22 protein-coding genes are annotated in these 24,149 nt (G+C 62.9%); 8 read left to right on the forward strand and 14 right to left on the reverse strand.

Going from position 1 to position 24,149, the window contains the following annotated elements; translation table 11 throughout:
* Window positions 1-68: 68 nt before the first annotated feature.
* The 4 genes from ACN9MW_RS26675 (at window position 69) to ACN9MW_RS26690 (ending at window position 5,503) form a co-directional block, all read left to right on the forward strand.
* Window positions 69-1,355 (forward strand): HD-GYP domain-containing protein, encoded by a 1,287-nt coding sequence (locus ACN9MW_RS26675; RefSeq protein ID WP_426164578.1) that lies wholly within the window; start codon window positions 69-71, stop codon window positions 1,353-1,355.
* Window positions 1,356-1,470: 115 nt separating this feature from the next.
* Complete coding sequence (locus tag ACN9MW_RS26680; protein ID WP_426164580.1) at window positions 1,471-1,785, forward strand: hypothetical protein; 315 nt, start codon at window positions 1,471-1,473, stop codon at window positions 1,783-1,785.
* A 168-nt stretch (window positions 1,786-1,953) separates the two neighbouring features.
* Complete coding sequence (locus tag ACN9MW_RS26685; protein WP_426164582.1) at window positions 1,954-3,261, forward strand: FAD-dependent oxidoreductase; 1,308 nt, start codon at window positions 1,954-1,956, stop codon at window positions 3,259-3,261.
* A gap of 112 nt (window positions 3,262-3,373) precedes the next feature.
* Window positions 3,374-5,503 carry an alpha-amylase family glycosyl hydrolase gene (locus tag ACN9MW_RS26690; protein WP_426164584.1) on the forward strand — a complete coding sequence of 710 codons (2,130 nt, stop codon included), beginning with the start codon at window positions 3,374-3,376 and terminating at the stop codon, window positions 5,501-5,503.
* Between the two features lies 1 nt (window position 5,504).
* Here the strand turns inward: ACN9MW_RS26690 and ACN9MW_RS26695 are convergent, their stop codons facing one another.
* The 12 genes from ACN9MW_RS26695 to nosZ all read right to left on the reverse strand — a co-directional run bounded on the left by ACN9MW_RS26695 (window position 5,505) and on the right by nosZ (window position 17,857).
* Entirely contained in the window at window positions 5,505-7,529 is a 2,025-nt protein-coding gene (locus tag ACN9MW_RS26695) for a hypothetical protein (protein ID WP_426164586.1), read from the reverse strand.
* A complete protein-coding gene (locus ACN9MW_RS26700; RefSeq protein WP_426164588.1) occupies window positions 7,522-7,890 on the reverse strand; it encodes a YbaN family protein in 369 nt (122 codons plus the stop codon). Before ACN9MW_RS26700 ends, ACN9MW_RS26695 begins: the two co-directional genes overlap by 8 nt.
* A gap of 7 nt (window positions 7,891-7,897) precedes the next feature.
* A complete protein-coding gene (locus ACN9MW_RS26705) occupies window positions 7,898-8,476 on the reverse strand; it encodes an MEDS domain-containing protein (protein ID WP_426164590.1) in 579 nt (192 codons plus the stop codon).
* A gap of 66 nt (window positions 8,477-8,542) precedes the next feature.
* Entirely contained in the window at window positions 8,543-8,854 is a 312-nt protein-coding gene (locus ACN9MW_RS26710) for a cupin domain-containing protein (RefSeq protein ID WP_426164592.1), read from the reverse strand.
* Window positions 8,811-9,872 carry an FAD:protein FMN transferase gene (locus ACN9MW_RS26715; protein ID WP_426164594.1) on the reverse strand — a complete coding sequence of 354 codons (1,062 nt, stop codon included), beginning with the start codon at window positions 9,870-9,872 and terminating at the stop codon, window positions 8,811-8,813. The genes ACN9MW_RS26710 and ACN9MW_RS26715 overlap by 44 nt, the downstream gene beginning before the upstream one ends.
* Window positions 9,872-10,195: a c-type cytochrome gene (locus ACN9MW_RS26720; protein ID WP_426164596.1), complete on the reverse strand. Its 324-nt coding sequence runs from the start codon at window positions 10,193-10,195 to the stop codon at window positions 9,872-9,874. Before ACN9MW_RS26720 ends, ACN9MW_RS26715 begins: the two co-directional genes overlap by 1 nt.
* A 34-nt stretch (window positions 10,196-10,229) precedes the next feature.
* A complete protein-coding gene (locus ACN9MW_RS26725; RefSeq protein WP_426164598.1) occupies window positions 10,230-10,748 on the reverse strand; it encodes a nitrous oxide reductase accessory protein NosL in 519 nt (172 codons plus the stop codon).
* Complete coding sequence (locus ACN9MW_RS26730; RefSeq protein WP_426164600.1) at window positions 10,745-11,569, reverse strand: ABC transporter permease; 825 nt, start codon at window positions 11,567-11,569, stop codon at window positions 10,745-10,747. The genes ACN9MW_RS26725 and ACN9MW_RS26730 overlap by 4 nt, the downstream gene beginning before the upstream one ends.
* The gene (locus tag ACN9MW_RS26735) at window positions 11,553-12,473 is read right to left on the reverse strand and encodes an ABC transporter ATP-binding protein (RefSeq protein ID WP_426164602.1); all 921 of its coding nucleotides are present in this window, start codon (window positions 12,471-12,473) and stop codon (window positions 11,553-11,555) included. The genes ACN9MW_RS26730 and ACN9MW_RS26735 overlap by 17 nt, the downstream gene beginning before the upstream one ends.
* A complete protein-coding gene (locus tag ACN9MW_RS26740) occupies window positions 12,454-13,737 on the reverse strand; it encodes a nitrous oxide reductase family maturation protein NosD (protein ID WP_426164604.1) in 1,284 nt (427 codons plus the stop codon). Before ACN9MW_RS26740 ends, ACN9MW_RS26735 begins: the two co-directional genes overlap by 20 nt.
* 4 nt (window positions 13,738-13,741) lie before the next feature.
* On the reverse strand, window positions 13,742-15,907 hold the full coding sequence (locus ACN9MW_RS26745) for a 4Fe-4S binding protein (RefSeq protein ID WP_426164606.1): 2,166 nt from the start codon (window positions 15,905-15,907) through the stop codon (window positions 13,742-13,744).
* 21 nt (window positions 15,908-15,928) lie between these two features.
* The gene (gene nosZ, locus ACN9MW_RS26750; protein WP_426164608.1) at window positions 15,929-17,857 is read right to left on the reverse strand and encodes a TAT-dependent nitrous-oxide reductase; all 1,929 of its coding nucleotides are present in this window, start codon (window positions 17,855-17,857) and stop codon (window positions 15,929-15,931) included.
* A 106-nt stretch (window positions 17,858-17,963) separates the two neighbouring features.
* Here nosZ and ACN9MW_RS26755 point away from each other — a divergent pair, with 106 nt between their 5' ends.
* The gene (locus ACN9MW_RS26755; RefSeq protein WP_426164610.1) at window positions 17,964-20,114 is read left to right on the forward strand and encodes a hypothetical protein; all 2,151 of its coding nucleotides are present in this window, start codon (window positions 17,964-17,966) and stop codon (window positions 20,112-20,114) included.
* An 8-nt stretch (window positions 20,115-20,122) separates the two neighbouring features.
* Here ACN9MW_RS26755 and ACN9MW_RS26760 read toward each other — a convergent pair whose 3' ends face one another.
* Window positions 20,123-20,770: a glutathione S-transferase family protein gene (locus tag ACN9MW_RS26760; RefSeq protein ID WP_426164612.1), complete on the reverse strand. Its 648-nt coding sequence runs from the start codon at window positions 20,768-20,770 to the stop codon at window positions 20,123-20,125.
* A 114-nt stretch (window positions 20,771-20,884) separates the two neighbouring features.
* Between ACN9MW_RS26760 and ACN9MW_RS26765 the strand changes: the two genes are divergently transcribed.
* Window positions 20,885-21,475 carry a TetR/AcrR family transcriptional regulator gene (locus ACN9MW_RS26765; protein ID WP_426164614.1) on the forward strand — a complete coding sequence of 197 codons (591 nt, stop codon included), beginning with the start codon at window positions 20,885-20,887 and terminating at the stop codon, window positions 21,473-21,475.
* Here ACN9MW_RS26765 and ACN9MW_RS26770 read toward each other — a convergent pair.
* Entirely contained in the window at window positions 21,472-22,053 is a 582-nt protein-coding gene (locus ACN9MW_RS26770) for a DJ-1/PfpI family protein (protein WP_426164616.1), read from the reverse strand. The genes ACN9MW_RS26765 and ACN9MW_RS26770 overlap by 4 nt on opposite strands.
* 142 nt (window positions 22,054-22,195) lie before the next feature.
* Here ACN9MW_RS26770 and ACN9MW_RS26775 point away from each other — a divergent pair, with 142 nt between their 5' ends.
* Window positions 22,196-23,131: a GlxA family transcriptional regulator gene (locus tag ACN9MW_RS26775; protein WP_426164618.1), complete on the forward strand. Its 936-nt coding sequence runs from the start codon at window positions 22,196-22,198 to the stop codon at window positions 23,129-23,131.
* Window positions 23,132-23,214: 83 nt separating this feature from the next.
* Complete coding sequence (locus ACN9MW_RS26780; protein WP_426164620.1) at window positions 23,215-24,141, forward strand: alpha/beta fold hydrolase; 927 nt, start codon at window positions 23,215-23,217, stop codon at window positions 24,139-24,141.
* The last annotated feature ends 8 nt before the right edge of the window (window positions 24,142-24,149 follow it).

A 24,149-nucleotide genomic window follows, 5' to 3' on the forward strand; every position in this document is an offset into this window, starting at 1 on the left:
CGCCTAGTGCGGGGCTTTTTTTTTCTGCGAGAATGTCCACAGTTGTTCCTTACCCCAAGGTGGACAATATGGCTAGCGATATGCAATTGACGGATATTCCCGGCGAGAGCCCGCATTTTATACGCTCGGTCACCGAGATGGGGGATACGCGCGACGTCATTGCCAGCGAAGACATCTACGCCAGCAACGGCACCAAGATTTTGGCCAAGGGCGCCCGCATCGACAGCAAGCAGTTCGAAAAACTCACCCGCTACAAGCTCTCCGCCCCGCTCGACCAGGTGCTCTCTTCCGACAAGGCCGTCGACGCCGCCACGCTGGCGATCGAGTTCGACCGCATCCTCGAACACGACACGATTTACCGCCAACTCCTGGCGCGAGCCGGCGACCCGCGCCAGCTTAAGCACTGCACCGCCAACCTGCGCCTGCACTCGACCATCGAATTGCGCCTGACCGTCATGGCGGACAAGCACAAGGACGTGTTCGAGCACACGCTGCGTACCGCCATCATCGCCTTCGCCTGCGCCCAGCGCATGGGTGTTCCAGTGGGCGACTTGCCTGCCGTGCTGCTAGCAGCCCTGTGCCACGACTTCGGCGAGATGCACACCGACCCGCGCATTCTCGACCAGGCGCACCATGTCACGGCGGAGGAACGCCGCTTCGTGCACGTGCATCCCGTGACCGGCTACGTTCTGCTCAAGGATTTGCCCGGCTTCCCCGCCGCCGCGAGCAAGGCCGTGCTGCAGCACCATGAACGGCTGGACGGTAGCGGCTACCCCAACGCCCTGCGTGGCGCCCAGGTCGACCGGCTGGCGCGCATCGTTGCCGCCGCCGATGTCACCGAAACCGTACTGCGCCGCCTTGACATGCAGCGCCTGGAAATGCTGTACCGGATTAACAAGCCGCGCTTCGATGGCGATGTGCTGGCAATCCTGCGCGACCTGCTGCAACCGCAGTCCAATCACCCGGCTGAAACCGCCCCCTCCGGCGATCCATCGGAGCGACTGAATCATCTGTCGGAATTACTTCATGCCTGGTTCGACTTGCGGGCAATGCTGCAGCAGCGCCCCGCCGCCGACGCTCCCGGCTCGCCGATGGAATTCCTGTTCGAGCGCATGGCATCGGTCCGTTCGCTGGTACTGCAGGCCGGCTTCAACCCGGACGACATGACCAGCATGCTGGCCATGATGCAGGGCGACCCCGAAGTACTGGCGGAATTGCGCGCCATGCTGGACGAAATGGATTGGCTGCTGGCCGACCTGGCCAATGAAATCGACCGCCGCTCTCCGGAGCTGGACGGCTTGTCGCAGGGTGCGCTGAAAGACCTGATGCAGCACCTGCGCCCCGATGTTCATTAACAAAACGGTTGCAAATGCTTACACCGATTACATGGCGCGATGTTTTTTGCGGGCCGCACCCACCCTATACTGCAGCCACGCGCTTCGCGATAACCAACCAAAGAAAGGGAACGCCATGAAAACCACCAAGCTGTTCGCCGCCGTCCTGGTATCGGCATTTGTCCTGCCTGCCTTCGCCCAGTCCACCCCGAACCTGGACAAGCGCGAAGAGCACCAGCAAGCCCGCATCGCCCAAGGCATCGAATCCGGCCAGTTGACCGCCAAGGAAGCACAGCACCTGGAAGCGCGCGAAGCCAAGCTGGCAAACGACGAAGCGATGGCCAAGGCCGACGGAAAAATCACCCGCAAAGAGCGCCACAAACTGCAGCGCGAGGCTGACCGCAATAGCGCCGCAATCCATCACCAGAAGCACGACAAGCAAACCCGCTGATCGTCCAAGTCCCTTCCCTTCGTGCCGCACCTGTTCGCGTGCGGCACGGCTCCCCTCCTCCGTCCTGCCTATCCCTCCGCCAATCGATAACGTTGTCGATATAATTTGACAACACCATTGTCGCCACGACATTGGCCTGCACGTTCGATATGGAACAGGAGATCCATCATGGCAAAGGGACCAACCCTTCAACGCTATGACGCTATCGTTGTCGGCAGTGGCCCTGGCGGCGCCAGCGTCGCGCATACGCTTGCGCGGCATGGCCAGCGCGTATTGGTATTGGAACAGGGCAGCGGCGCGCCACTAAAGGGCACGCTGGCGCAAATGACGGGGATCGGCGCCATTCCAGGCAAGGGAGCGTTCTTCCACCGCGATGCATCGCTACTGGTGCGCGGACTGGCTACCGGCGGCAGCTCCACGCTGAATTTCGCCACGGCGGCGGCCCCGCCGCTGGAACGCTTTGCAGCGCTGGGCATTGACCTGGCTCCTTCGCTGGCGGAATGCCGCGCCGAACTGCCGATAGGCCAGTTGCCCGATGAATTGCTGGGCCCCATGGCGCAACGCATCATGCAGGCCGCGCTGGCCTCCGGTCTCCCTTGGCAGAAACTCGACAAAATGATCCGCCCCGCCATCTGCCGCAGCGGCTGCTGGCGATGCGTCTACGGCTGCCCCTATGGCGCCAAGTGGACTGCGCGTGACCTGCTGGACGAGGCGCGCCTGCGCGGCGCGCATATCCTGGACCATGCGCCGGTCCGGCGCGTGCTGCTCGATCGAGGCCGCGCCGTCGGCATCGAATACACGCGCGACGGGGCAGTCCTCACGGCCCATGCCAGCGTAGTCATCCTGGCTGGCGGCGGCATCGGCAGTCCGCGCCTGCTGCATGCCTCAGGACTGGCGCCGCGCAGCCTGCCCTTCATCAGCGATCCCGTCGTGGCGGTGATGGGCGTCGTCGACGACATCGACGGCGGCGCCGAAGTGCCGATGACCGCCGGCATGGCGTTGCCGGAAGAAGGCTTGTCACTTGCCGACCTGACCCTGCCCAAGCCGATGTACCAGGCCTTCGCGCTGCAGGTCGGCCGCATAGACCGATTGTTCGCGCACCGCCGCACGCTCAGCATCATGGTCAAGATCCGCGACCTTGCCGGTGGCGGCATCGGCCCGCACTGGGTCGACAAAACGCTGCAGGCCGCCGACCGCGAACGCTTCAAGCGCGGTACCGCGCTGGCACGGCGCATCCTGGCCCAGGCCAGTGCGCGCCATGTATTCCAGAGCTGGCATTTCGCCGCCCATCCCGGCAGTGCGCTGGCAGTTGGGAGCGGCAGCCCGGCCGCTGTCGACAACGATTTGCGTACCTCCACTGCGGGCCTTTACGTCTGCGACGCCTCCGTCCTGCCCGCCCCCTGGGGCTTGCCGCCCACCCTCACTCTGCTTGCACTCGGCAAGCGGCTGGGGCGCCGACTACAGGATTCTTTGTAGTCAAAATACTTCAATTTAATCGCGGATTTTGCTGCGTTTACGCCACATAGCAAGCGTGTGCGTAGTCAAACTACTCCATACTTTGTCAACCAAAACAAAGAAAGGAAGGACTATGGAGACTCAACGCAACAAAGTGTTCGCGGCAATCCTGGCCGCTTTCGCCCTCAACGGGCAGGCCGCCCCGGATACCGCAGTCGGCAACAAGCAAGGCTTCAACACGGACGTGATCTATCAGATCGTGACCGACCGCCTGGCGGACGGCAACAGCGCGAACAACCCCACCGGCGCCGCCTTCAGCTCCGGCTGCACGCAGAAAAAGCTGTTCTGCGGCGGCGACTGGAAAGGCATCCAGAACAAGATCGAGGACGGCTACCTGACCGGCATGGGCATCACCGCCATCTGGATTTCGCAGCCGGTGGAAAACATCACGGCAGTGCTGAACTACTCCGGCACCAACAGCACCGCGTACCACGGCTACTGGGCGCGCGACTTCAAGCGCGCCAACCCGGCCTTCGGCACCATGACCGATTTCACCAACATGATCAACGCGGCCCATGCCCGCAACATCAAGGTGATCATCGATTTCGCGCCCAACCATACATCGCCTGCCTCGGCCACCGATACAAGCTTCGGCGAGAACGGCAAGCTGTATGACAACGGCGCCCTGCTGGCCGGTTACGGTTCCGACCCGAACGGCTACTTCCACCACAATGGCGGCACCGATTTCTCCACGCTGGAGAGCGGCATCTACCGCAACCTCTTCGACCTGGCCGACCTGAACCATAACAGCGCCACCGTGGACGCCTACATGAAGGCTGCCATCAAGGTGTGGCTGGACCTGGGCATCGACGGCATTCGCATGGACGCGGTCAAGCACATGCCCTTCGGCTGGCAAAAGAGCCTGATGTCCTATATCCAGGGCTACAAGCCGGTGTTCACCTTCGGCGAGTGGTACCTGAGCGAAAACGAGGTCGATCCGGCCAACCACTACTTCGCCAACCGCAGCGGCATGAGCCTGCTGGACTTCCAGTTCGCTCAGAAAGTGCGCCAGGTCTTCAAGGACGGTTCGGCGAACATGACGTCGCTGAACCAGATGGTGAGCGATACCGCCGGCCAGTACTCGCACGTGGGCGACCAGGTCACCTTCATCGACAACCACGACATGCCGCGCTTCCAGGTGGCGGGCGCCAGCGGCCGCAAGCTGGAACAGGCGCTGGCCTTTACCTTGACCTCGCGCGGCGTGCCTGCCATCTACTACGGCACAGAGCAGTACATGCAAGGTACCGGCGATCCGGACAACCGCGCAATGATGACGTCTTTCGCCACCACCACGCCTGCGTACGGCCTGGTGGCCCGCCTGGCCCCTCTGCGCAAATCCAATCCGGCCATCGCCTACGGCACGACGCAGCAGCGCTGGGTCAACAACGACGTGCTGATCTATGAGCGCAATTTTGGCAATAACGTCGCCGTGGTTGCGATCAACCGCAACCTCTCCACGGCGACGTCGATCAGCGGCTTCATCGCCGGACTGCCGGCAGGCAGCTATACCGACGTGCTGAATGGGCTTGGCTTCAATGGCAACAACATCACCGTCGGGGCCAACGGTGCGGTCAGCAATTTCACGCTGGCAGCCGGCGCCATCGCTGTCTGGCAGTACACTGCCACGGTGGCTTCGCCAAAACTGGGCCACGTCGGTCCGAACATGTCGATGCCCGGCAAGACCATCACCGTCGACGGCCGCGGCTTCGGCGCCACCAAAGGCACGGTGAAGTTCGGCAGCACGGTGGTCAGCGGCGCCAACATCCTGTCGTGGGAAGACACGCAGATCAAGGTGCTGGTGCCGAGCGTGGCCGCGGGCATGAGCGGCGTGAGCGTGGTCACGGCTGGCGCGGTCACCAGCGATAGCTGGGATAACTTCGAAATCCTCAGCGGCCCGCAAGTGACGGTGCGCTTCGTGGTGGGCAACGCTACCACTTCGCCGGGGGAAAACGTCTACCTGACCGGGGATAAGTTCGAACTCGCCAACTGGAGCGCCACCGCGCCGCTTGGCCCGCTGTTCAACCAGGTGGTCTACAGCTATCCGAACTGGTACACCGATGTCAGCGTGCCGGCCGGCACAACGGTGAGCTACAAGTTCCTGAAGAAGAGCGCCAACCCCACCGTGTGGGAGGGCGGCAGCAACCATACCTTCACCACGCCGGCCAGCGGCACGGCGACGGTGAACGTCAACTGGCAGCCATGAATCAGGGCTTCAGCTTCATGATCGTGTGCTGAGTCGCCACGTATAGCGCGCCCTTCCTGTCTATGGCAAGGGCGCGCAGTTTGCCTGCGTCTTCCGGCAAGCCTTTCCCTTCGGTGCCAACTTCGCCGTCCGCCGATATCTTGCGCAGCATCCCATCATCGATCAGGTAGATGTTGTTGGCAGCATCAGCCGCCGCGTGCGTAATGTTGCGGAAGCGCGCCAGCAATCCTGTTCCATTTCCGCTGCCTTTCCGTTCGCGGCTGCCCGCCGCCAGCCATTGGTAGCCGTCGGCGCCGACGCGGGTGATGTAATGGCCGTGCAGCATGAAGACGGCGTCGCTGGGGGCCACCAGCACATCGCCGCAACCATCACCTGCCCGCAGCTCGATCTTGCGCGCGACGCCGCGGGGTCGAATGCGCCACAGCACGTTATCGGCGCAATACCAGGCCTGGCCGCTGGCATCCGACGCGATGCGGTGCTGGCCCAGGCCGGGCAACATGAAGGGTTCCGCATCCTGGGCGACATAAGCCCAGATGCGTTTCAGCGCAGGCATGAAACCGGTCTGCTCGGGCGTCATGCCAGGCGGCCCGCTAACCAGGGAGATCAGGCCTTCCGCACTCACTCCGGCCAGCCCGCCATTGGCGGTCACAAACACGCCGGTGCTGGGCCGTGCAACCATAGAGCCGTGCAAGTCCACTTGGGCTGCCGCATGGGATTCGCGCAACTTGCGGAAACTGCCCGCCTCCAGCAAGGTACGCACAATGCCCTCCTTGTCGATGCGGCGCAACTGGTCGCCGTCCAGCACATAAAGCCCGCCGTCGCGCCCTACTGCAAGCTGGGTAATATCGCCGAAACGCGCCTGCATTGCCGGGCCATCGCGGTTCAGCGAGGCAGCGTATTGCAGCGCAAATGGCTGCTGCTGGCCGCTGGCGTCCCAGCGCATGGCCGCCAGCCGCTCGGCCAGCAGCACGTTCAGGGCGCCCTCGCGATCGCGCACAACGCCTGACAATTCGCCGGTTACGTCGCCGGTGCCCAGCAAGGGCACAATCAGGCCGTTATGTTCGATGCGGTAGATGGTGCCGGTGGCAGGCGACGTCGCCAGCAGCCGGCCCTGGGAATCCGCAGCCAACTGCCCGGCCGGCACCGCGCGCGCCTTGTCGGCAGTCGGCATGCTCGGGGCTGAATAGCGACGCAGGCATTTGCCGCGCTGGCATTCGTCCAGCGCCCCCGCCACGACACCTGCATCGTGCTCGGCATCGGCCGGCCGCGCCTCTTTTGCTTCGCGTACCGCTTTCTCGGCAGCGCCGCGCACCGCCGCGATCACGCTGACGGAGACGCGCTCAGTGGCGTTCCCCTGCTGCGTCTGCGCCTGTCCTTGGTCGGTCGACGCCCCCGATTGCGTGCCGAGCGGCTGCCATTTTCCTTGCCTATCGATGCGCAAGGCGCCGGCTGCGTCGGACAACACGATCCCCCCGCTTGCGTCAAGCGCAATGCCTTGCGGCTGAAACGGCAACCCCTGGGCCATCGTGCTGACCACGCCGTCGACGCCGATGCGCCGCAACGCGCTATTGCCGGCATCGGCCACCAGAAGGCCACCCGCTGCATCGAGCGCCAGCCCGGCCGGATGGTCGAAGCGTGCTGCGATACCCTTGCCGTCATTGCGTCCGGCAGTACCGGCCTGGCCCGCGACCGTGCGCACCTCGCCGGCCGGCGAGATCGCCTTTACCGCATGGTTGCCGGCATCGGCCACGTACAGCGTGCCATCGCTCGCCGCCGCCAGTCCTGCCGGGGCAATGAAGCGCCCCGGCAGGGTCGCCAGCCTGCCATCCGGCATCAATGCCCGAACCGATGCGCCATCTGTGAAATAGATGGTGTCGTCGCTCCCCACCGCGATGCCACGCGGCGTCTCCAGCTTCTCGCTGCGCAAGGCACTGGGCGCTCCCGCAATCACTTCCCAGCGTGCGGCGAAGGCGGCATGGGACAGCAGCAACGCGGCTGCAGCGGCAATCAAACTTTTCTTATTCATCCAGCGGGCGGGAGGTGGGAAGGCGCAACAGGTAAATCGTCACGCCGCAGGCAACCAGGAACAGCATGACTTTCAACGAAAGGAAAGGCACCCTGTACATCGAATAAAACATCGACGGCCACATCATCGCCATGGCCAGGACCTTGCCGCGCAGGGGGATGCCGCGGCCGTCCTCGTAGTCCCGCAGGTAGCGGCCAAAGCGGCCGTGGTTGCGCAGCCAGTTGTGCAATCTGTCCGAACTGCGCGCGAAACAGGCCGACGCCAGCAACAGGAAGGGCGTGGTGGGCAGCAGCGGCAGGAACACGCCCAGGACCGCGAGGACCATGAACAGGCAGCCGAAAGTGACCAGGACGATTTTCATCGCCCCATTATAGCGGCGGGCAGGCCCTCGTATGCGCGTTGTGCACTTCGCGGCAGATCGCCGGGTCGCCGGCATCGAAGCTGGCCTTCGGGTAGGCGCAGAACAGCGGGAACGATTCGCGCTGGCACAATTGCGTCCACATATGTTCCAGCCGCATGGTGGCGCGATACAGCTTTTCTTCCCACAGCAAGGCCACCATTTCGCCGAAGGCGCGCACCGTCGGGTGCTTTTCACGCGCCTTGGCGAGCAATTCCTCTACCATTGCAATGAAACGCGATTCGGCAGGCCAGCCATCAAACATGAAGCGCGCCAGGCAGGCGCGGGCATCGCGAACGATGTACTGGCCGCTCGAGGCAGCAGCGCTGACGCTGATGCCGTTGCGTTCCAGGCGCTGGGCCAGCGCTGCCCGGTGCTCCGGGGTGGCAATAATGACGATGGCGTCGTTGCTGCGGAATCCCTCCACGACAAAAGCCTCCAGCGTATCGAGGAACGATTCTTCGGTTTCGTACATTTGCACCACGTGGTCGCAATGCGAAATATGCTGCCAGAACTCCTCTATCGCTTCCTGCTGCTGCGTCGGTTGCATTCTCTTGGCTCCGAAAATAAAGTGACCAAGAGTAGCAAATAAAATCGGTAAAAGATGCGCGCTTTGTCACGCGCCGCGGCCATGCAGGTGCACCGCGAGCCATAAGGCGCCATCGGACACCTTCTTCACCGTGTGCGCGGTGCGCGCCGGCAGGAACAGGTAGTCGCCAGCCCTCAACGGCACCTTGCGCCCCGCAACTTCAAGCATGGCCTCTCCGGTCAGCAAGATCACCCATTCGTCCTGCTCCTGTACGTATTCCTGGGATTCGATTTTCGACGTGCTGACGATGCGCTCGATCACCAGCCCCTTGTGCGACAGCAGCGTATCAAAGCGCTCACCCGTTGCGGGCGGCAGTGCATCCTCGTACAGATTTCCCATTTCCGTTTCCCTGGTCAGTGCGTGCCATCATGGCAGGCGTAGCATACACCTCGCCCTGCGCGTCGATCAGCATGGCTTCCTTGAGATCGAGCCGTTGCGCCATGCCGCACCAGCCCTGCGGGCCGACAACGAACAGCGGCTTGGAGTTACCATCCGAACGCAAGCCGGCATCGGCCCCACCGGAGGTGATGATGGTCACCGATGCCACCAGGTCCACCGTCTGCCCAGTGCGTGCGTCGATGATGTGGGCATGGCGCTTGCCATCCTTCATGAAGTAGCGCTCATAGTCGCCGCTGGTGCCGATCGCCTCATTGTCATGCAGGGCCACGCGCGCCACCATCTCCGGCCCGCGCGGATTGCGGATGCCGACCATCCATGGCCGCGAGCCAGGCTGGCCGAGTGCAATCGCGTTGCCGCCAACATTGACCAGCGCCGCTTTGACGTTGGCCCGGCGCAGGATTTGCGCCGCACGGTCCAACGCATAGCCCTTGGCGTAGCCGCCCAGGTCCAGCATGACGGCGCGGTTGCTGCTGGTAATGCGGTTGCCGTCGAAATGCAGGTCCGCCATGCGCGGATTGGCCTTCACCAGCCTGTCGACTTCTTCTGCCGGCGGGCCGCCAGCCGTAATATCGTTCTTCTGGAAACCCCACAACCGGATCAGCCGCCCGATTGCGGGGTTGAACGTATCGCCGGAGCGCGCCGACAGTTCGGCTGCGGAGCGCAACAGCCCCACCATTTCCTCGTCTGCGTCGAAAGACTCGCCGCGGGCGATAGCATCGTTCAGCGCCGTGAGCTGGCTCGGTTGCCAGGCGTGGTACTTGTGGTGCAGGCGGTCGAACTCGCGCAACACGGCCGCGCCCTGCTCGCGCGCCTCCGCTTCGGAAGGCCCGTAAATGCTGACCTCCACCTGCGTGCCGAACACATGCCCCTGCACATGGTGCACCTCATCCCTGGCCGTGCAGGCCGCCAGCAAGGGCAGCAGCACGGCGCAAGCCAACAGCCGCCGGCGCTGCATCATCAGCTCTTGGCCATGAAGTCGATGGCGGCCTTCACCTCGTCGTCTTTCAGGCCAGGATTGCCGCCTTTTGGAGGCATCATCTTGAAGCCGTTCAGGCCGTGGGTGTACAGCACTTCCTTGCCCTGCTTGACACGCGGGCCCCAGGCGGCCTTGTCGCCGACCTTAGGCGCTCCCAGCACACCGGCGGCGTGGCAGGAGGCGCAGTTGGCCGAATAAATCTTCTCGCCGTTGACGCCGGCGCCCTTGGCAGGTGCGGCGGCCATGACCGCAGGCGCCAGTACGGCGGCAGCGATAGCGACGGTCAGCTTGGTAAATGTTTTCATGCTTGTCTTCCTCTTGGTTGGTGGGTAAAAAACTTCAGCGCATTGAGTCATCACGCGCGTCGTGGGCAGGCTTGGTGCCCAGCTTGAGCACGTCCGGCTTGACCTGGCTGTAATCGAGCACGCGGCCGCCTTCGCGTGCTGCGAACGCTTGCGCATCCTCCTTGCTGGCAAAGGTGCCGATAGTCGGTCCCATGGCGCCCCGCGCGCGGCTGTCGATTACAAAGAATGCGTTGCGGGCTTCGATCCAGTGGCCGCGCGGCTTGTTCCAGTCGGCCTTGCCCATGTCCTGCACGTAGCTGGCGCCTAAGCCGCGCTGGCCATCTTCGCCGAACAGCACCTCAAACAGCTCGGACAGGCTGCAGAAATAGTCGATATGGCCGTCCTTGAACACGATTTGCGCCTTGGGGCCCGGATAGTCCTTGAGGCTCATGCCGTCCAGCGCGCAAGCTGCGTCGTCCGCCGGCTCGCCGGCCGCCAGCGAGCGGGCGGCATCGCCGCAGGCAGCCAGCATCAGGACCACCACCATGGCGGCGGCATTTCGCTTGAACTTCATTTGAACCTCCACGTTGCAATGGCGAAGGGAACTGCGATCCAGGCCAGCATCACGCCAGCCAGCAGGCCCGGACTGGTCATATGCTCCGGCATCACGGTGGCCAGGCCATACAGGCCCTGCACCTGCTCGGAGCTGAAGATGTTCAGCAGGCGGAACACGTCTGCGGGATTGAGCATCAGCAAGGCGCCGAACACGCTGCTGTCCAGGGCTCCCTGCGACAGCACCAGCACCCCCATCAGCACCATGTCGAACACCAGCACGAACAGGAACCACAGGCCGATGGCCACGCCGCTGGCGCGGATGCGGTTGTGCGCCAGCACCGACAGGCACAGCGACATGCTGAGGAATGCCAGTCCCAAAAGAATGGCGCTGCCGGCGAAGCCGAGGAAATGCATGGCGTCGCGCGCATCGAGCTGGTTGGAGAGCGCCAGCAACGCCACGCCGAAGCCCAGGGCTGTCGATGCAGCCAGCGCTGCCGCCAGGCCGGCAAATTTTCCGAGCAGGAGTTCAAAGCGCGTAATCGGCAGCGACAGCAGCAACTCCAGCGAACCGCGTTCACGCTCGCCGACGATCGCGTCGTAGCCAAGGAGCAGCGCAATCAGCGGCACCAGATAGGTGACAAGGCTGGACAGGCTGACAATGGTGACGTCGATGCCGCGGTATCCCACGCTGCCCTGCTGCGCCATGCCAAACCAGGCAATGGCCAGCGCAAACACCGCAAACACCAGCGCCACCGCCAGCACCCAGCGGTTACGCAGGCGGTCACGGAACTCACGCGAGGCGATGGTGGCCGCCGCCGACCAGTCAAGCCGCGCGTGCATGACGGCCTCCCATCCCGAAGAACAGGTCTTCCAGCGACGGTTCGTGGATCGCCACGTCATCGATGGAGTCGCTGAGCGTGGAAATCAGCTGCAGCATCTGGATTTTCTGCCGTGGCGCGCAGGGAACGCGAATGCAATCGCGCTCCACGCGCACCTGGTGTCCACGCAGCGCGGCAATCACGCGGCTGGTGCCGCCGGCGCGCGCCACCAGCCGTATTTCTGCAGGCATGGCCGCTCCGGCGCGCAACTGCGCCAGCGTGCCTTGCGCCGCGATGCGGCCCCCGCTCAGGATCACCAGCTCGTCGACCCGCTCCTGGATTTCAGCCAGGATGTGCGAGGTAATGATGATGGTCGCGCCCTCCTCGCGCAGCTGGTGCAGGATACGGTAGAAATCGTGGATGCCGTCCGGATCGAGCCCATTGGTCGGTTCGTCGAGGAATACCAGTTCCGGCGCCCCGAGCAGGAGCTGGGCGAAGCCAAGTCGCTGGCGCATGCCCTTGGAATATCCGCCGACGCGGCGGTCCGCCGCTGCAGACAGCCCGACCCTCTCCAGCACATTGCCGCAGGCACTGCGCGCGACTTTTTTCAGGTCGGCGAACAGGTGCAGCAGTTCCATGCCGGTCAGGTTGTCGTAGGCAACGAAGCTCTCCGGCAGGTAGCCGATACGCCGCCGCACGTCGCGAAACGCGCCGTCACTTGTCCGCACGCCGCAGATGCGCACTTCGCCGAAACTCGGTTCCAGCAAGCCAAGCATCATCTTGAACAGGGTGCTTTTTCCGGCGCCGTTATGCCCGATCAGGCCCAGCATGCGGCCGCGTCCCACGGACAGGTCGACGCCGTCGACCGCCTGCAGCGCTCCATAGCGCTTGCCCACGGCGCGCAAGTCAATCAGCTTGTCGTCCATGCCATTTTCTCCAATCGGTGTTCCAGGGCTGCATGCGGGCGTGCTTGTCGATCACGCTCGGTGCGCGCAGCAAGGGGAATTGCCGCGACACGAAGCGCAGCGTTTGTACGGCGGGGCTGCTCAGCAGGAGCTTGAGCAGCGGGTATTGCCAGTGCAGGCGGTCGACCACGTCGTTGGCCTGGTACAGCACATCGCCGTTGCCGTCGTTATCCTGGTCCCAGCCGCTGTAATTGCTCCAGTAATTGCCCTTGTTGCGGCCCCATTCGACATCCTTGGAAGCGACGAACTTGACCTGCTCCGCATTGTTGATAAAGTCGTTTCCATCCACAGTGTTATTGCTCGAACCGGCCGTCAGGTGCACCCCGGTGCGGTTGCCGATCACCAGGTTGCCGCGCAGGATATTGAATTCGGCATCGTAGATAAAGAAGCCGCGCCCATTGCCGGCGACAACGTTGTTCTCGATGACGGAATCCTGGATCGTGCGCAGCATGATGCCGTGGTCTTCGTTGCCCCAGGCGACGTTGTTGCGCACTGTGAGGTTGCGCACTTCCATCAACGCCAGCCCGGCGCGGCTCTGGTACACGGTGTTGCCTTCCCAGGAGCTGTTGTGGGTGTTCATATAGTGCGTTCCGTAGCGCACGTGGTGCACGGTATTGCCACGAAATGTGGCGCGGCGCGAGTAGTCGACGTAAATCCCGTCGCGCACATAGCTGATCGTGTTGTCGATGACCTGTGTGTCGTCGGTGTTGTAGACCTGGATGCCGTTGCCGCGCATCTGCGACATCAGGTCGCGGCGGCCGGTAACCAGGTTGCCTTGCAGGACGGCGCCGCGAGACTGTTCGAGCCAGATGCCGAACAGGTTGGTGACCAGGTCGCAGTTGGCGATCACGATGCGGTGCGAGCCTGGCATCACGTAAATGCCGGCATTCTGCGAACCGAGGTCGGTGCCGCTGTCGCGCACGATCAGGCCACGGATTGACACGTCAGCCGATTTGACGCGAATCACGTCGCCCTCGTAGCCAGCGGCGATAGTCGGCTTGCCCACGCCCTCCAGGCGCAACGGCTTGTCGATCAGGATGCGTTCCCTGTAAGTACCGGCCATGACCTGGATCGTGTCGCCGGGGTGTGCCTGGCCGACGGCAGCGGCGACCGATTCGCCGGCGCGGACCTGGAGCACGGCCGCGTGCACGCCTGCCGAGGCGCAGGCCAGCATCGCGGTGATGGTCGCGGCCAGAGCGGCCGCGCAAACCCTGAGGACACTCATGGTTTTACCCTGCCTTCCTTTTCAGCTCACTGCGAACCGCATCCAGCGAAATAAAGTAGCCGCGTTCATCGATAGGCGTCAGCGGCTGGCCATTCTTCTCGCGTGTCTTGCGCTCCTTGGCCAGCAGCGGGCAGGCATGGTCGTCGTAGTACATCACCATGCAGTCCAGGCACAGCAGGCATTCCTTCTGGTCGATGCGGCCCTGCGCATCGATAGCGTGGGAACCGCAGCCCTTGGCGCAAGCAGTGCAGGTCACGCACTCCTGCTTGCGCTTCAAGCCGAACAGGCGGAAGAAGCTTGGCACGGCCAGGCCGGCGCCAAGCGGGCAGATGTACTTGCAGTAAGGCCGCTCGCTCAGGATCGAAATGCCGAGGATGACCGCCACGAAGGCAGCAAAGGGCCAGCCGCGATTCAGCACGCCCACCAGGAAGGTGGTTTTGAACGGCTCGATCTCGGCCAGGTGCTCGGCCAGCTCCATCGAGTAGAAGGACACGCCAACCAGCACCGCGAACACGCCGTACTTCACCCATTTGAGCTTGTCGTGCACGCGCTTCGGCAGCAGTCCCTGGAAACGGCCCAGCCCGATCAGCGTGCCAAGCTTGTACGCCAGATGCTGAAGCGAACCGAAAGGGCACAGCCAGCCGCAGAACAGCCCGCGCCCCCACAGCACCACGGTGACCACCATGAACCACCAGAAGATAAAGATGAACGGGTCGGACAGGAACAGTTCCCACTTCCACTGATAGACCAGGGAATGGAACCAGGTCATCACCTGCGTAATCGACGGCTGCGCCTTCAGGTACAGGCCGAAGAATCCGACCGCGATTACCCACAGGATGGTGCGCGGAATGCTGATCAGCGGCTTGCTCTTGCGGCTGGAGGCGCGCACCAGCCGGTCGCGTTGCGAGTACAGGCCTGCAGTGGCCAGCAGCGCCAGCACGAACAGCGTAAGTTCGCCCTTGCGCGCCAGCCAGGCGGCCTTCCAGGCCGGCACCGGACGCTCGACTTTCGGGCGACCGCCTTCCAGGTAGCGCGCCGGCGTCCAGTATTCTTCGTCAAAGTGCACGAACACCTTGGTGTGCGTCTGCATGTCCAGCTTGTTGGCCAGCAGGCTCAGTTGCCACGGCCACGCAGGGTTGAAGTTTGCTGAACGGACGATGAAGATCGCCGATTCCGAGTACTCCGGCGCATCGGCCGGCTCAAGGTGATACAGGTTCAGGTAATCGGTATCTCGGAAGGTGAAGCGGTCGGTATCCTGGCGCACCTGGATGCGGTCATAGATGCCGCCGCGCACAAAGCCGGAACCCTTGAACGATTCCAGGCCGGTGCCGATGATGAAGATCGCGTGCTCGTCCTCCTTCAGGTCCTGCATCAGGCGCGCATAATTGCGCTCGCCCAGCAGGCTGGCGCCGACGGTCGGCACGTTCAGGTAGCCGAAATGCAGGTCCATGTGGGGCTTGCCGCCGGAGGGCAGGCCGACATCCGCGCTTTCCACCCGCAGGTGCTGGACCGCGCCCTCCTTGACGAGCGCGGCCCAGTCCAGACGTTCGCGCAGCGGCGTGAAATGGGCGCGCGGTTTGACCATCCCCTTGAAGATGCCCACCTGCTTGCCAATCTCATACGCGCTTTGCGCAATGGTCTGGTTCTCGGCTATGGCAGTAACGGTGGCCCCGCTGATCGCATCAAGATCACCACCATCACGTCCAAGGCCGAGTTCCAGCTTGGCGTCGCCGGGCTTGCCGAAGTACTGCTTGACGAACTTGGTCAGCACAGTTTCGGGAATGCCCGCCAACAAAATCGGTTCGGAGTGCTTCAGGATACGCACCCCGGTAATCAAACCTTTGGTATCCATGCCGATCAGGGTGACGACCGGCTTGCCAGAGTAAGCCGGAATGTCCACCACATCGGTGGACAGGAACACATAGCCCACCATCTTCTGCTTGCCCTGCTCCAGCGCGTAGCCTTCGACGTAGGCCGGGGCGCCTTTGCGCTTGGAAAACACCGTTGCGGCAGGCAGCACGTCGCTGCATGGCGCTTCGGCACACAAATCGGGACCACCCATCAACCCCGCGGACAGCACGGTGTCGTACATCGAAGTGGCCGAGGCGGGCGCTGCGCACAACGTCGCAAGCAGCGCTGCCCAAAGCAGGGAAATCAGTCGATACAGCATGGATAAACCACCCTCGCGGGCTTAAGCCTCCACCAGGAAGCGGCTGCGCATTTCAAGGTGCAGCGCGTGGCAGAAGTGCGTGCAATACATCCAGAACGCACCGGCATGGTCAGCCTTGAAGGTGACCGACTTGGTCTCCTGCGGGTTGACGATGAAGTTGATGTTGTAGGTCGGCAGCGCGCAACCGTGGGTCAGGTCTTCCACCTTGTCATGATTGGTCAGCGTGATCGTCACCTCGTCGCCCTTCTTCACCTTGATGACCGGCATGCTGAAGGCTGGCGCCTGGGACATCAGGCGCACATGCACCTTGTTGCCATTGCGCGTAATGCCCGCGTTATCCGCCGTCACCTTGTTCGGGAAGTCGTCCATGTTGTAGATCTGGCGCGTCTTCACGATATCGCGGCGCACGATGATCGCGTCATGCGGTTCCGGATAAGCGGTATGGTCGGAAATGATCACCATCTTGTCGCCGGTGATGTCGATCAACTGCTCCGTTTCGCTGTGCAGCGGGCCGACCGGCAGGAAGCGGTCTTTCGAGAACTTGTTACCGGAGTTGAAGTACTTGCCGTCCGCTTCCTTGGTTTCACCCATCGAAGCGTAGCCGTGGCCCGGCTGGTAGTGCACGTCCACGCGGTCCACCACCGGCTTGACGCTCTTGTCGCCCTTGAACTGCGCGATGGCGGCAGCCACGTTCCACTTGACGATCTGGCTGTCCAGGAACAGGGTGGTGAAGGCGTTGCCCTTGCCGTCGAAGGCGGTATGCAACGGGCCCAGGCCGATTTCCGGCTCCGCCACGACTGCATCGCGTTCGGTTTTCAGTTCACCATCGAACCACTTGGCGACCAGCGCCACCTCGATCACGGTCGCAGTCGGCGACAGCTTGCCGGAGCAGACCATGTACTTGCCGTCCGGCGAAGCGTTGACGCCGTGCGGGTTTTTGCCGACCGGGACATAGCAGGTCACCGCAGTCTTCGGATCGGCATTGGCAGCCTTGCGGCCGTCAACCACAGGCACTTTCGACGAGCCGATGGTGGTGAACTTGCCGGCCTTGACCAGCGCCTCCACACGCGCCACGTCGAAGAACACGCAGGCGTCGCGTTCGGCGGCCATCATGCCCGCCTGGTCAGGTGCGTTCTCGGTGTTGTACTGGTTGGAGCAGGCGAAGCGGCCGTCGTAGGACGTCGCGGTCAGGTCCATATTGCCGTCCACGCGCACCTGCCAGCGCACCTCCATGGATTCCGCATCCACGCAGGTGAAGAGCGAACCCCACTTCGATGGATCATCCAGGTCGCGGCCATCGTTCGGGAACGGAATCGCGAATTCCGCGCCGCAGAACACGCGGGTGGTGTGGTTGATCGACTTGTCGACCGGGTCGCACTTGTCCGGGAAGATACCGTGGAAGCCTTGTACGTTAGGCAGTTCGGTGATCTTGTCGCATTCCATGGTGTCCATGCGGATGCGGGCCAGGCGCGAGTGGATCTTGTCGTTCACCCACAGGAAACGGCCATCGTAGGTGCCGTCCTTGTAGCTGCCGTGCACGTGGTGGGTATCACCGGTGGTGTATTTCAGGCTGCCGTCAGGCTTGGTGCCGATAATGGCCTTGGACTCGTTGGTGATACCCCAGCCAACCATAGGATCGATATTGAAAACAGGGATGCGGCGCAGCGTGCGCCCGGACGGAACGCCCATGATGCGCGCCTCGCCGGAATGCCCGCCGCTGGAGAACAGGTAATAGTCATCCAGCTGGCCAGGTTCCACATGCGCCTTGCTGGCGCCATGCGACTTGCCCGCTGCTGCTGCAGATGCTGTAGCAGAACCGGGCGCCCCCGCACCGTTCTCCTTGCAACCTGCCAGCACGCCAGCGCCGGCCAGGCCTAACGCAGCACTCTTACCCAGGAATCGACGACGGCTGTTCGTTTGCACGTCGTTTACCTCATTGTCGCTACCCATGTTTCAATACTCCTACTCTGTGTTATTCCAGTGCAGGACTGTACGGAGTTTGCGAATTAATTAAATTGATTCAGGTCAAGCGCTTTCAATTTGAGAGGATCTGCCCATGAAATCATTCCTGTCTTTTCTCGCAGCTTCGCTGCTTGCAGGCGCCGCAGCCGCGGCACCGCTACCCTCACTGCAAGTCAGCGACACGTCCGCGCAGGCGCAAGCCGGCGTGCCTGTCACCGTCGGCCACGTCTTCGCAAAGGGAGATGTGAAAGTGGGCGACTATTTCGCTGCAGCGTACAAGGGGGTCTCAATACCCGTGCAGGCCGACGTCAAGGCCAGGCACGCAGATGGCTCGGTACGCCACGCATTGATCAGCACCGTGCTGCCGCAACTCGCTGGCGGAGAAACCGCCAGCGTGCAGCTCTCGACGGTGCCATGGGCGGGCCCTGGCGGTGGTGCGCGCCCCGATGCCCTGCTGGCCAGCGGATTCAGCGCCTTGGTCCGGTTGAATATCGGCGGCGTGACTTACAGTGCGGATGCTGCACAGCTATTGGCCAGCAAGCCCTATACAAGCTGGTTGTCCGGCCCCCTGGTCAATGAATGGCAGGTAGCCGGACCGGTGACGGCAAACGGCGTCGCCCACCCGCATCTGGCGGTGCGCTTTGCGATCCGACACTATCCCCTGGCGGGCGCCGGCCAGTTCGGCGCAACGCGCGTCGACGTTACCGTCGAAAACAACTGGGCCTACGAACCCGATCCGAAGAATGTCACGTACGATGCAGAAATCCTGGTCAACAACCAGGCGGTGTACCAGAAGGCCGCGCTGACGCATTACCACCACGCCCGCTGGCGCAAGCTGTTCTGGGCCGGCGCCGAGCCGAAAGTGCATGTGAAGCACGACATCGCCTACCTGCTAGGCACGCGCGCCCTGCCCAATTACGACCGCACGGTGATGCCGTCGCAAACGGCGCTGGCGAAAATGAAGACCGACTGGGAGGCGGCCGACAGCGGCCCGATGGCAATGCCCTTGGTGAACAAATACATGCCATCGACCGGCGGCCGCCCTGATATCGGCTTGCAGCACGCCTGGGCCGCACTGTATATCCTCAGCATGGATGCGCGGGCCAGGCAGGTGACAAACGGGCTGGGCGACCTGGCCGGCAGTTGGCCGGTGCATTACCGCGACAGGAACACGGACCAGGTGGTGTCCATCGTCGACTATCCCTACGTACGCGACCAGCGGATCGGCTCCGACAGCTACAACCCGGTTACAAAGAAACATGAGGACATGCCGCGCTGCACCTCGACCGAGGCCGGCGCCTGCGCCACGCCCTACACGCCGGACACGGCGCACCAGCCCTCGTTTGCCTACTTGCCCTACCTGCTGACCGGCGACACTTACTATCTCGACGAGCTGCATTTCTGGGCAAACTGGAACCTGGTCACCATGAATCCGTATTACCGCTCACTGTCCAAGGGCCTGGTGAAGGGCAACCAGGTGCGCGGCCAGGCCTGGTCGCTGCGCACCCTCGGCCATGCGGCCTACATCACGCCCGACGCGCACCCGATGAAGCCCTACTTCAACCAGGTACTGCAACACAACCTGGACTTCTACAATACGACCTTCGCCGGCGGTGCGACCAACCAGCTTGGCTTCATCGACAATACCGCCACCAGTTATGCCGTGGCCTACGGCGGTCCCACAGGCCCGAACACCGGCGTGGCACCGTGGATGGACGACTTCTTCACATCGGCGGTCGGGCACCTGCACGAAATGGGATTTGCCGGTGCCGAGCCGATCCTGACGTGGAAGGCGCGCTTCCCGATCGGCCGCATGATGGCCGGCGGCTATTGCTGGGTCGACGGCGCCGTCTATGCGCTCATGGTTCGGCCAAGCGCCACCTCGGCATATTTCAGCAGTTTCGCCGAAGCCTACCAGGCCACCATGCGCAACAACGACGGTTCACCAATGGTCAACAGCACGGGTGCACGCTACCTGGACCAGCCCTGCGGCAGCCAGGCGCAGGCCGACTGGCGCACCCAGGCAGACAAGGACGCCAAGGTGTGGCGTACGCCATGGCTGGCTGGCGAGATGACCGGCTACTCGGCTTCGTCCGAAGGCTACCCGTCGAATATGCAGCCGGCGCTGGCGATGGCCGCCGCCACAGGCATTCCCGATGCACGGGAGGCGTGGAACCGCTTCGCCAGCCGCAGCGTCAAACCGAACTACAGCGAGCGGCCGCAGTTCGCCATCGTGCCGCGTTGAGCGGAAGCTCAAGCCGCTTCCTGGGCCCGGGTGTACAGCGCCACTTGGGCCGCCATCGCCTTCGCGTAGGCGGGACGCGCCATGCAACGCGCCTGGTAGGCGGCAACCGCCGGGAATTCGTCCAGCAGGCCACTGGAATCCAGCAGGCGCAATACGGTCGACATCATGATGTCGGCAACGCTGAACGTACCGGCCAGGTATTCGCAACCGGACAGCCATGCCTCCAGGTCGCCGAGGCGGCGCTTCGCCATCGCTTCCAACCCGGGCCGGCGCGCCTCGACCCACGATTCTCCCGCATGGAAGACGTCCAGTTCTGCGTACGCGCCAAAATACGGCTCGACCGAATTGAGCGCGGCATACAGCCACATTTCGGCCAGTTGCCGCTCGCGGGCGCCGGAAGGCATCAATCCCAGCTTGTCGCCCAGGTGGCGCAGGATCGCTCCGGACTCGAAGATCGACTGTTCACCATCCAGCAGCACCGGCACCTGGCCGAAAGGTTGCTGCTGGCGGTAGGTTGAAGACTTTTGCTCGTCGGGCCCGATGGTCTGCACGGAATACGGCTGGCCTGCCTCTTCCATAGCCCAGCGCACGCGCAAGTCGCGCACGTAACCCACAGCAAAATCGGGAACGGAACGCAAAGTAACCAGGGTGTACATGTTGATCTCCTTTGGGGTGGGGTTTGAACATGTGGCCAGATTACGGAGATACATAATATGTTCAAGAACATAATTTGATTCGGACGCATAATGCGAACCGAGGAGGAGAAACCCATGCCTTACACCGCTGAGCACAAGGAACGCACCCGCAGCAAGATTGTCGAATCGGCCCGCAAGCTGTTCAACCGGCACGGCTTCGAGCAGGTATCGATCGAGACCATCATGTCCGGAGCGGGCCTGACACGCGGAGGTTTCTACAACCACTTTGACAGCAAGGATGAACTGTACGCGGCAGCTGTGGCCAGCTTCGCCACCTGCAATCCCTTCCGCAAGGACGTCGCCAGGTCGCCCGCTGCCGGCCAGCTCGACATGGCGCGGCGCCTGATCAACCTTTACCTGAGCGACGAGGTACTGGAAGATATCGAAAACCACTGTCCCCTGTACGCCCTGCCGGGCGACGTGGCGCGCGCCGGGCTGTTGCCGCAGCGCGCCTACACAGACCTGATCCGCAACCTGACGCGCATTTACGAACACGCGCTGAAGGATGCCAGCGACGGAGCACAGCGCGCGCAGGCGATTGTTGCGCTTTGCGTCGGCGGCATGGTGCTGGCCCGCACCACCGACGATGCCTCGCTGCGCGCAACCCTGCGCGCGTCGGCACGCCAGCAAGCCCTGGCACTGCTGTATCCAACTCGCGCAGATTAAGGCTTGATTTCCGTCCCAAGCAATTTCAGGAACTGCGCCATCCACTGCGGATGCGCAGGCCACGCCGGCGCCGTGACGAAATTGCCGTCGGTGACCGCCTGGTCCATCTCGACCGAAACATATTCACCGCCGGCCGAACGCACTTCCGGCGCGCACGCAGGATAAGCCGAGATGCGCTTGCCCTTGATGACGTCGGCCGCAGTCAGGATCTGCGCACCGTGGCAGATCGCGGCAATCGGCTTGCCCGCCCTGGCGAATTCCTGCACTGTTTCCAGCACCCGTGGATTGAGGCGCAAGTATTCCGGCGCCCGCCCGCCAGCAATCACCAGCGCATCGTATGCCGACGCACTGGCCTCATCAAAACTCGCATTCAGCGCGAACTGGTGGCCAGGTTTTTCCGTGTAGGTCTGGTCGCCTTCGAAATCGTGGATCGCGGTCTTGATCTTCTCTCCCGCCTTCTTGCCGGGGCAGACCGCATGCACGGTATGCCCAACCATCTGCAGCGCCTGGAACGGCACCATGGTTTCATAGTCTTCCGCAAAATCGCCCGTCAAAAACAGGATCTTCTTGATTGCCATTCCGATCTCCTAGTTAAAAACTTGCATGACGAAATACGCTCACGAGGTGTAGCGCGACTGACGAGGATAACATTGCTGGCCAGCACCCGCCGCTCGTGGCGCGTATGATGGGAATACCTCCTTTCATGCCACAGGCGCTATTGTGTTGAAAATCGGCTTCCTGTTGCCGCCTGCTTTCCAGATCATGGGCCTGGCGGCGTCCTCCGCCTTCGAACTTGCCAACACCACAGCGCGCGAGCGCCTGTACGACATTGGTTTCTTCTCGGCGCTCGGCGGCCCTGTCGTCAACTCCTTTGGCGTGAGCGTGGAAACCCTGCCGCTTGCCAGGCGCCGGCTGGACACCCTGATCGTTTGCGGCCTCGTCGCCCCCTCCCCCACCGACACGCAAACGCTTGAGCGCCTGCGCTCCGCCTCCCGGATAGCCCGCCGTACCGCATCCGTCTGCACCGGCACCTTCCTGCTTGGCGAAGCGGGACTGATCGACGGCCGGCACGTGACAACGCATTGGCTGTTCGCCCGTGCACTGCAGCAGCAATTCCCCGCCGCGAAGGTCGACGCGGACCGCATCTTCATCAACGATGGTCCGATCTGGACTTCCGCCGGCATGAGCACCGGCATCGACCTTGCGCTCGGCCTGATCGAAGCCGATTACGGCGCCGAACTCTCGGCATCCGTGGCGAAAAAGCTGGTGGTCCACCATCGCCGCGCCGGTGGTCAATCCCAGCATTCGGTACTGCTGGACCTGGGCGCCAAGTCCGACCGCATCCAGCACGTGCTCGAATATGCGCGCAACAACCTCGAATCCGGGCTATCGGTACCTGAGTTGGCCGGCGTCGCCCACCTTAGCCCACGCCAATTCAGCCGCGCCTTCACGACTGAAACCGGCCAGTCCCCAGCCAAGGCGGTCGAGCAGCTACGGCTGGAAGCCGCGCGCCTGATGATCGAGCAAAGCCGCCACACCATCGAGGAAATCGCCGCAAAAACCGGCTTCATTGATACGGAACGCATGCGGCGGGCCTTCCTGCGCGTCTTCGGCCAGCCGCCGCAAACATTGCGCCGCATCGCACGCATGTCCTAAAAGGAGGGAAATACGACATTTACGTCATAAGCAGCGGAACCTATATTGGAGACATCTCGAACTCTCCACCAAGGATCACCAATATGTCCGCGCTCAAGAAATCAATCGCCGCAGCCGCAGCCGCGAGTACCCTGGCATTGACCGGTGCCGCCGCACAGGAAATCGGCTACGTAAAGATCAGCTCCGATATCACCTTGCGCCGCATGGTCGTCAAGAATCCCGCCGCCAAGGGCACTGTCCTGTTCCTGCACGGCTTCCCGGAAACGATGTTGACCTGGCGCGAGCTCGCGCAGGATCTCGGCCGCGACTATGAGGTCCACGCCTTCGACTGGCCGGGCTACGGTCATTCTTCCCGCCCCTCCGCCGACAAGTTCGGCTATGCGCCGCGCGACTATGCCCAGGTCGTAAAGTCCTATATCGACAAGGCAGGTATCGACAAATCGAAGCTCGTCATCTACGCCACCGACGTCGGCGCCCTGCCTCCGTTGCTGCTCGCGCTGGAGCAACCGGAAATCGCGAAGAAAATCATCGTCGGCGACTTTGCACCGTTCGACCGGCCGGAATACATGTCCGACCGCTTGCGCAGCCTGAAAGCGCCGCAAACCGCCGAAGCAACCCGCAACGCGATCAACCAGAACCGCGACGACATCGTCGAAAACGCCTTCCGTCGCGGCCTGGAAGCCAATGAGCAATTCAACCTGGCCGAGGACTTCAACCAAGACATGCTGGCCGGCTGGACGCAAGGCAGCATGAGCACCGGCGACGCCTTCTACCATTACTACTTGCACTTCACCCGCGACCAGCAATATTTCGAAGCCAACCTGGGACGCCTGAAGACGCCGCTCCAGGTGGTATGGGGCGAGAAAGACATCTACATCGACAAGAAGATGGGCGAGGAATTCGCCGCCAAATCAGGCAAGCCCTTCACCGTCCTGCCCAGACTTGGGCACTACCCCCACCTGCAAGCGCCACAACAAGCCGGGCGCGAAATCCGCGCAGCGTTTGATTGAGCGTCAAA

The sequence above is a fragment of the Pseudoduganella sp. R-34 genome (assembly GCF_049904655.1).
Classification (GTDB): Bacteria; Pseudomonadota; Gammaproteobacteria; order Burkholderiales; family Burkholderiaceae_D; genus Rugamonas.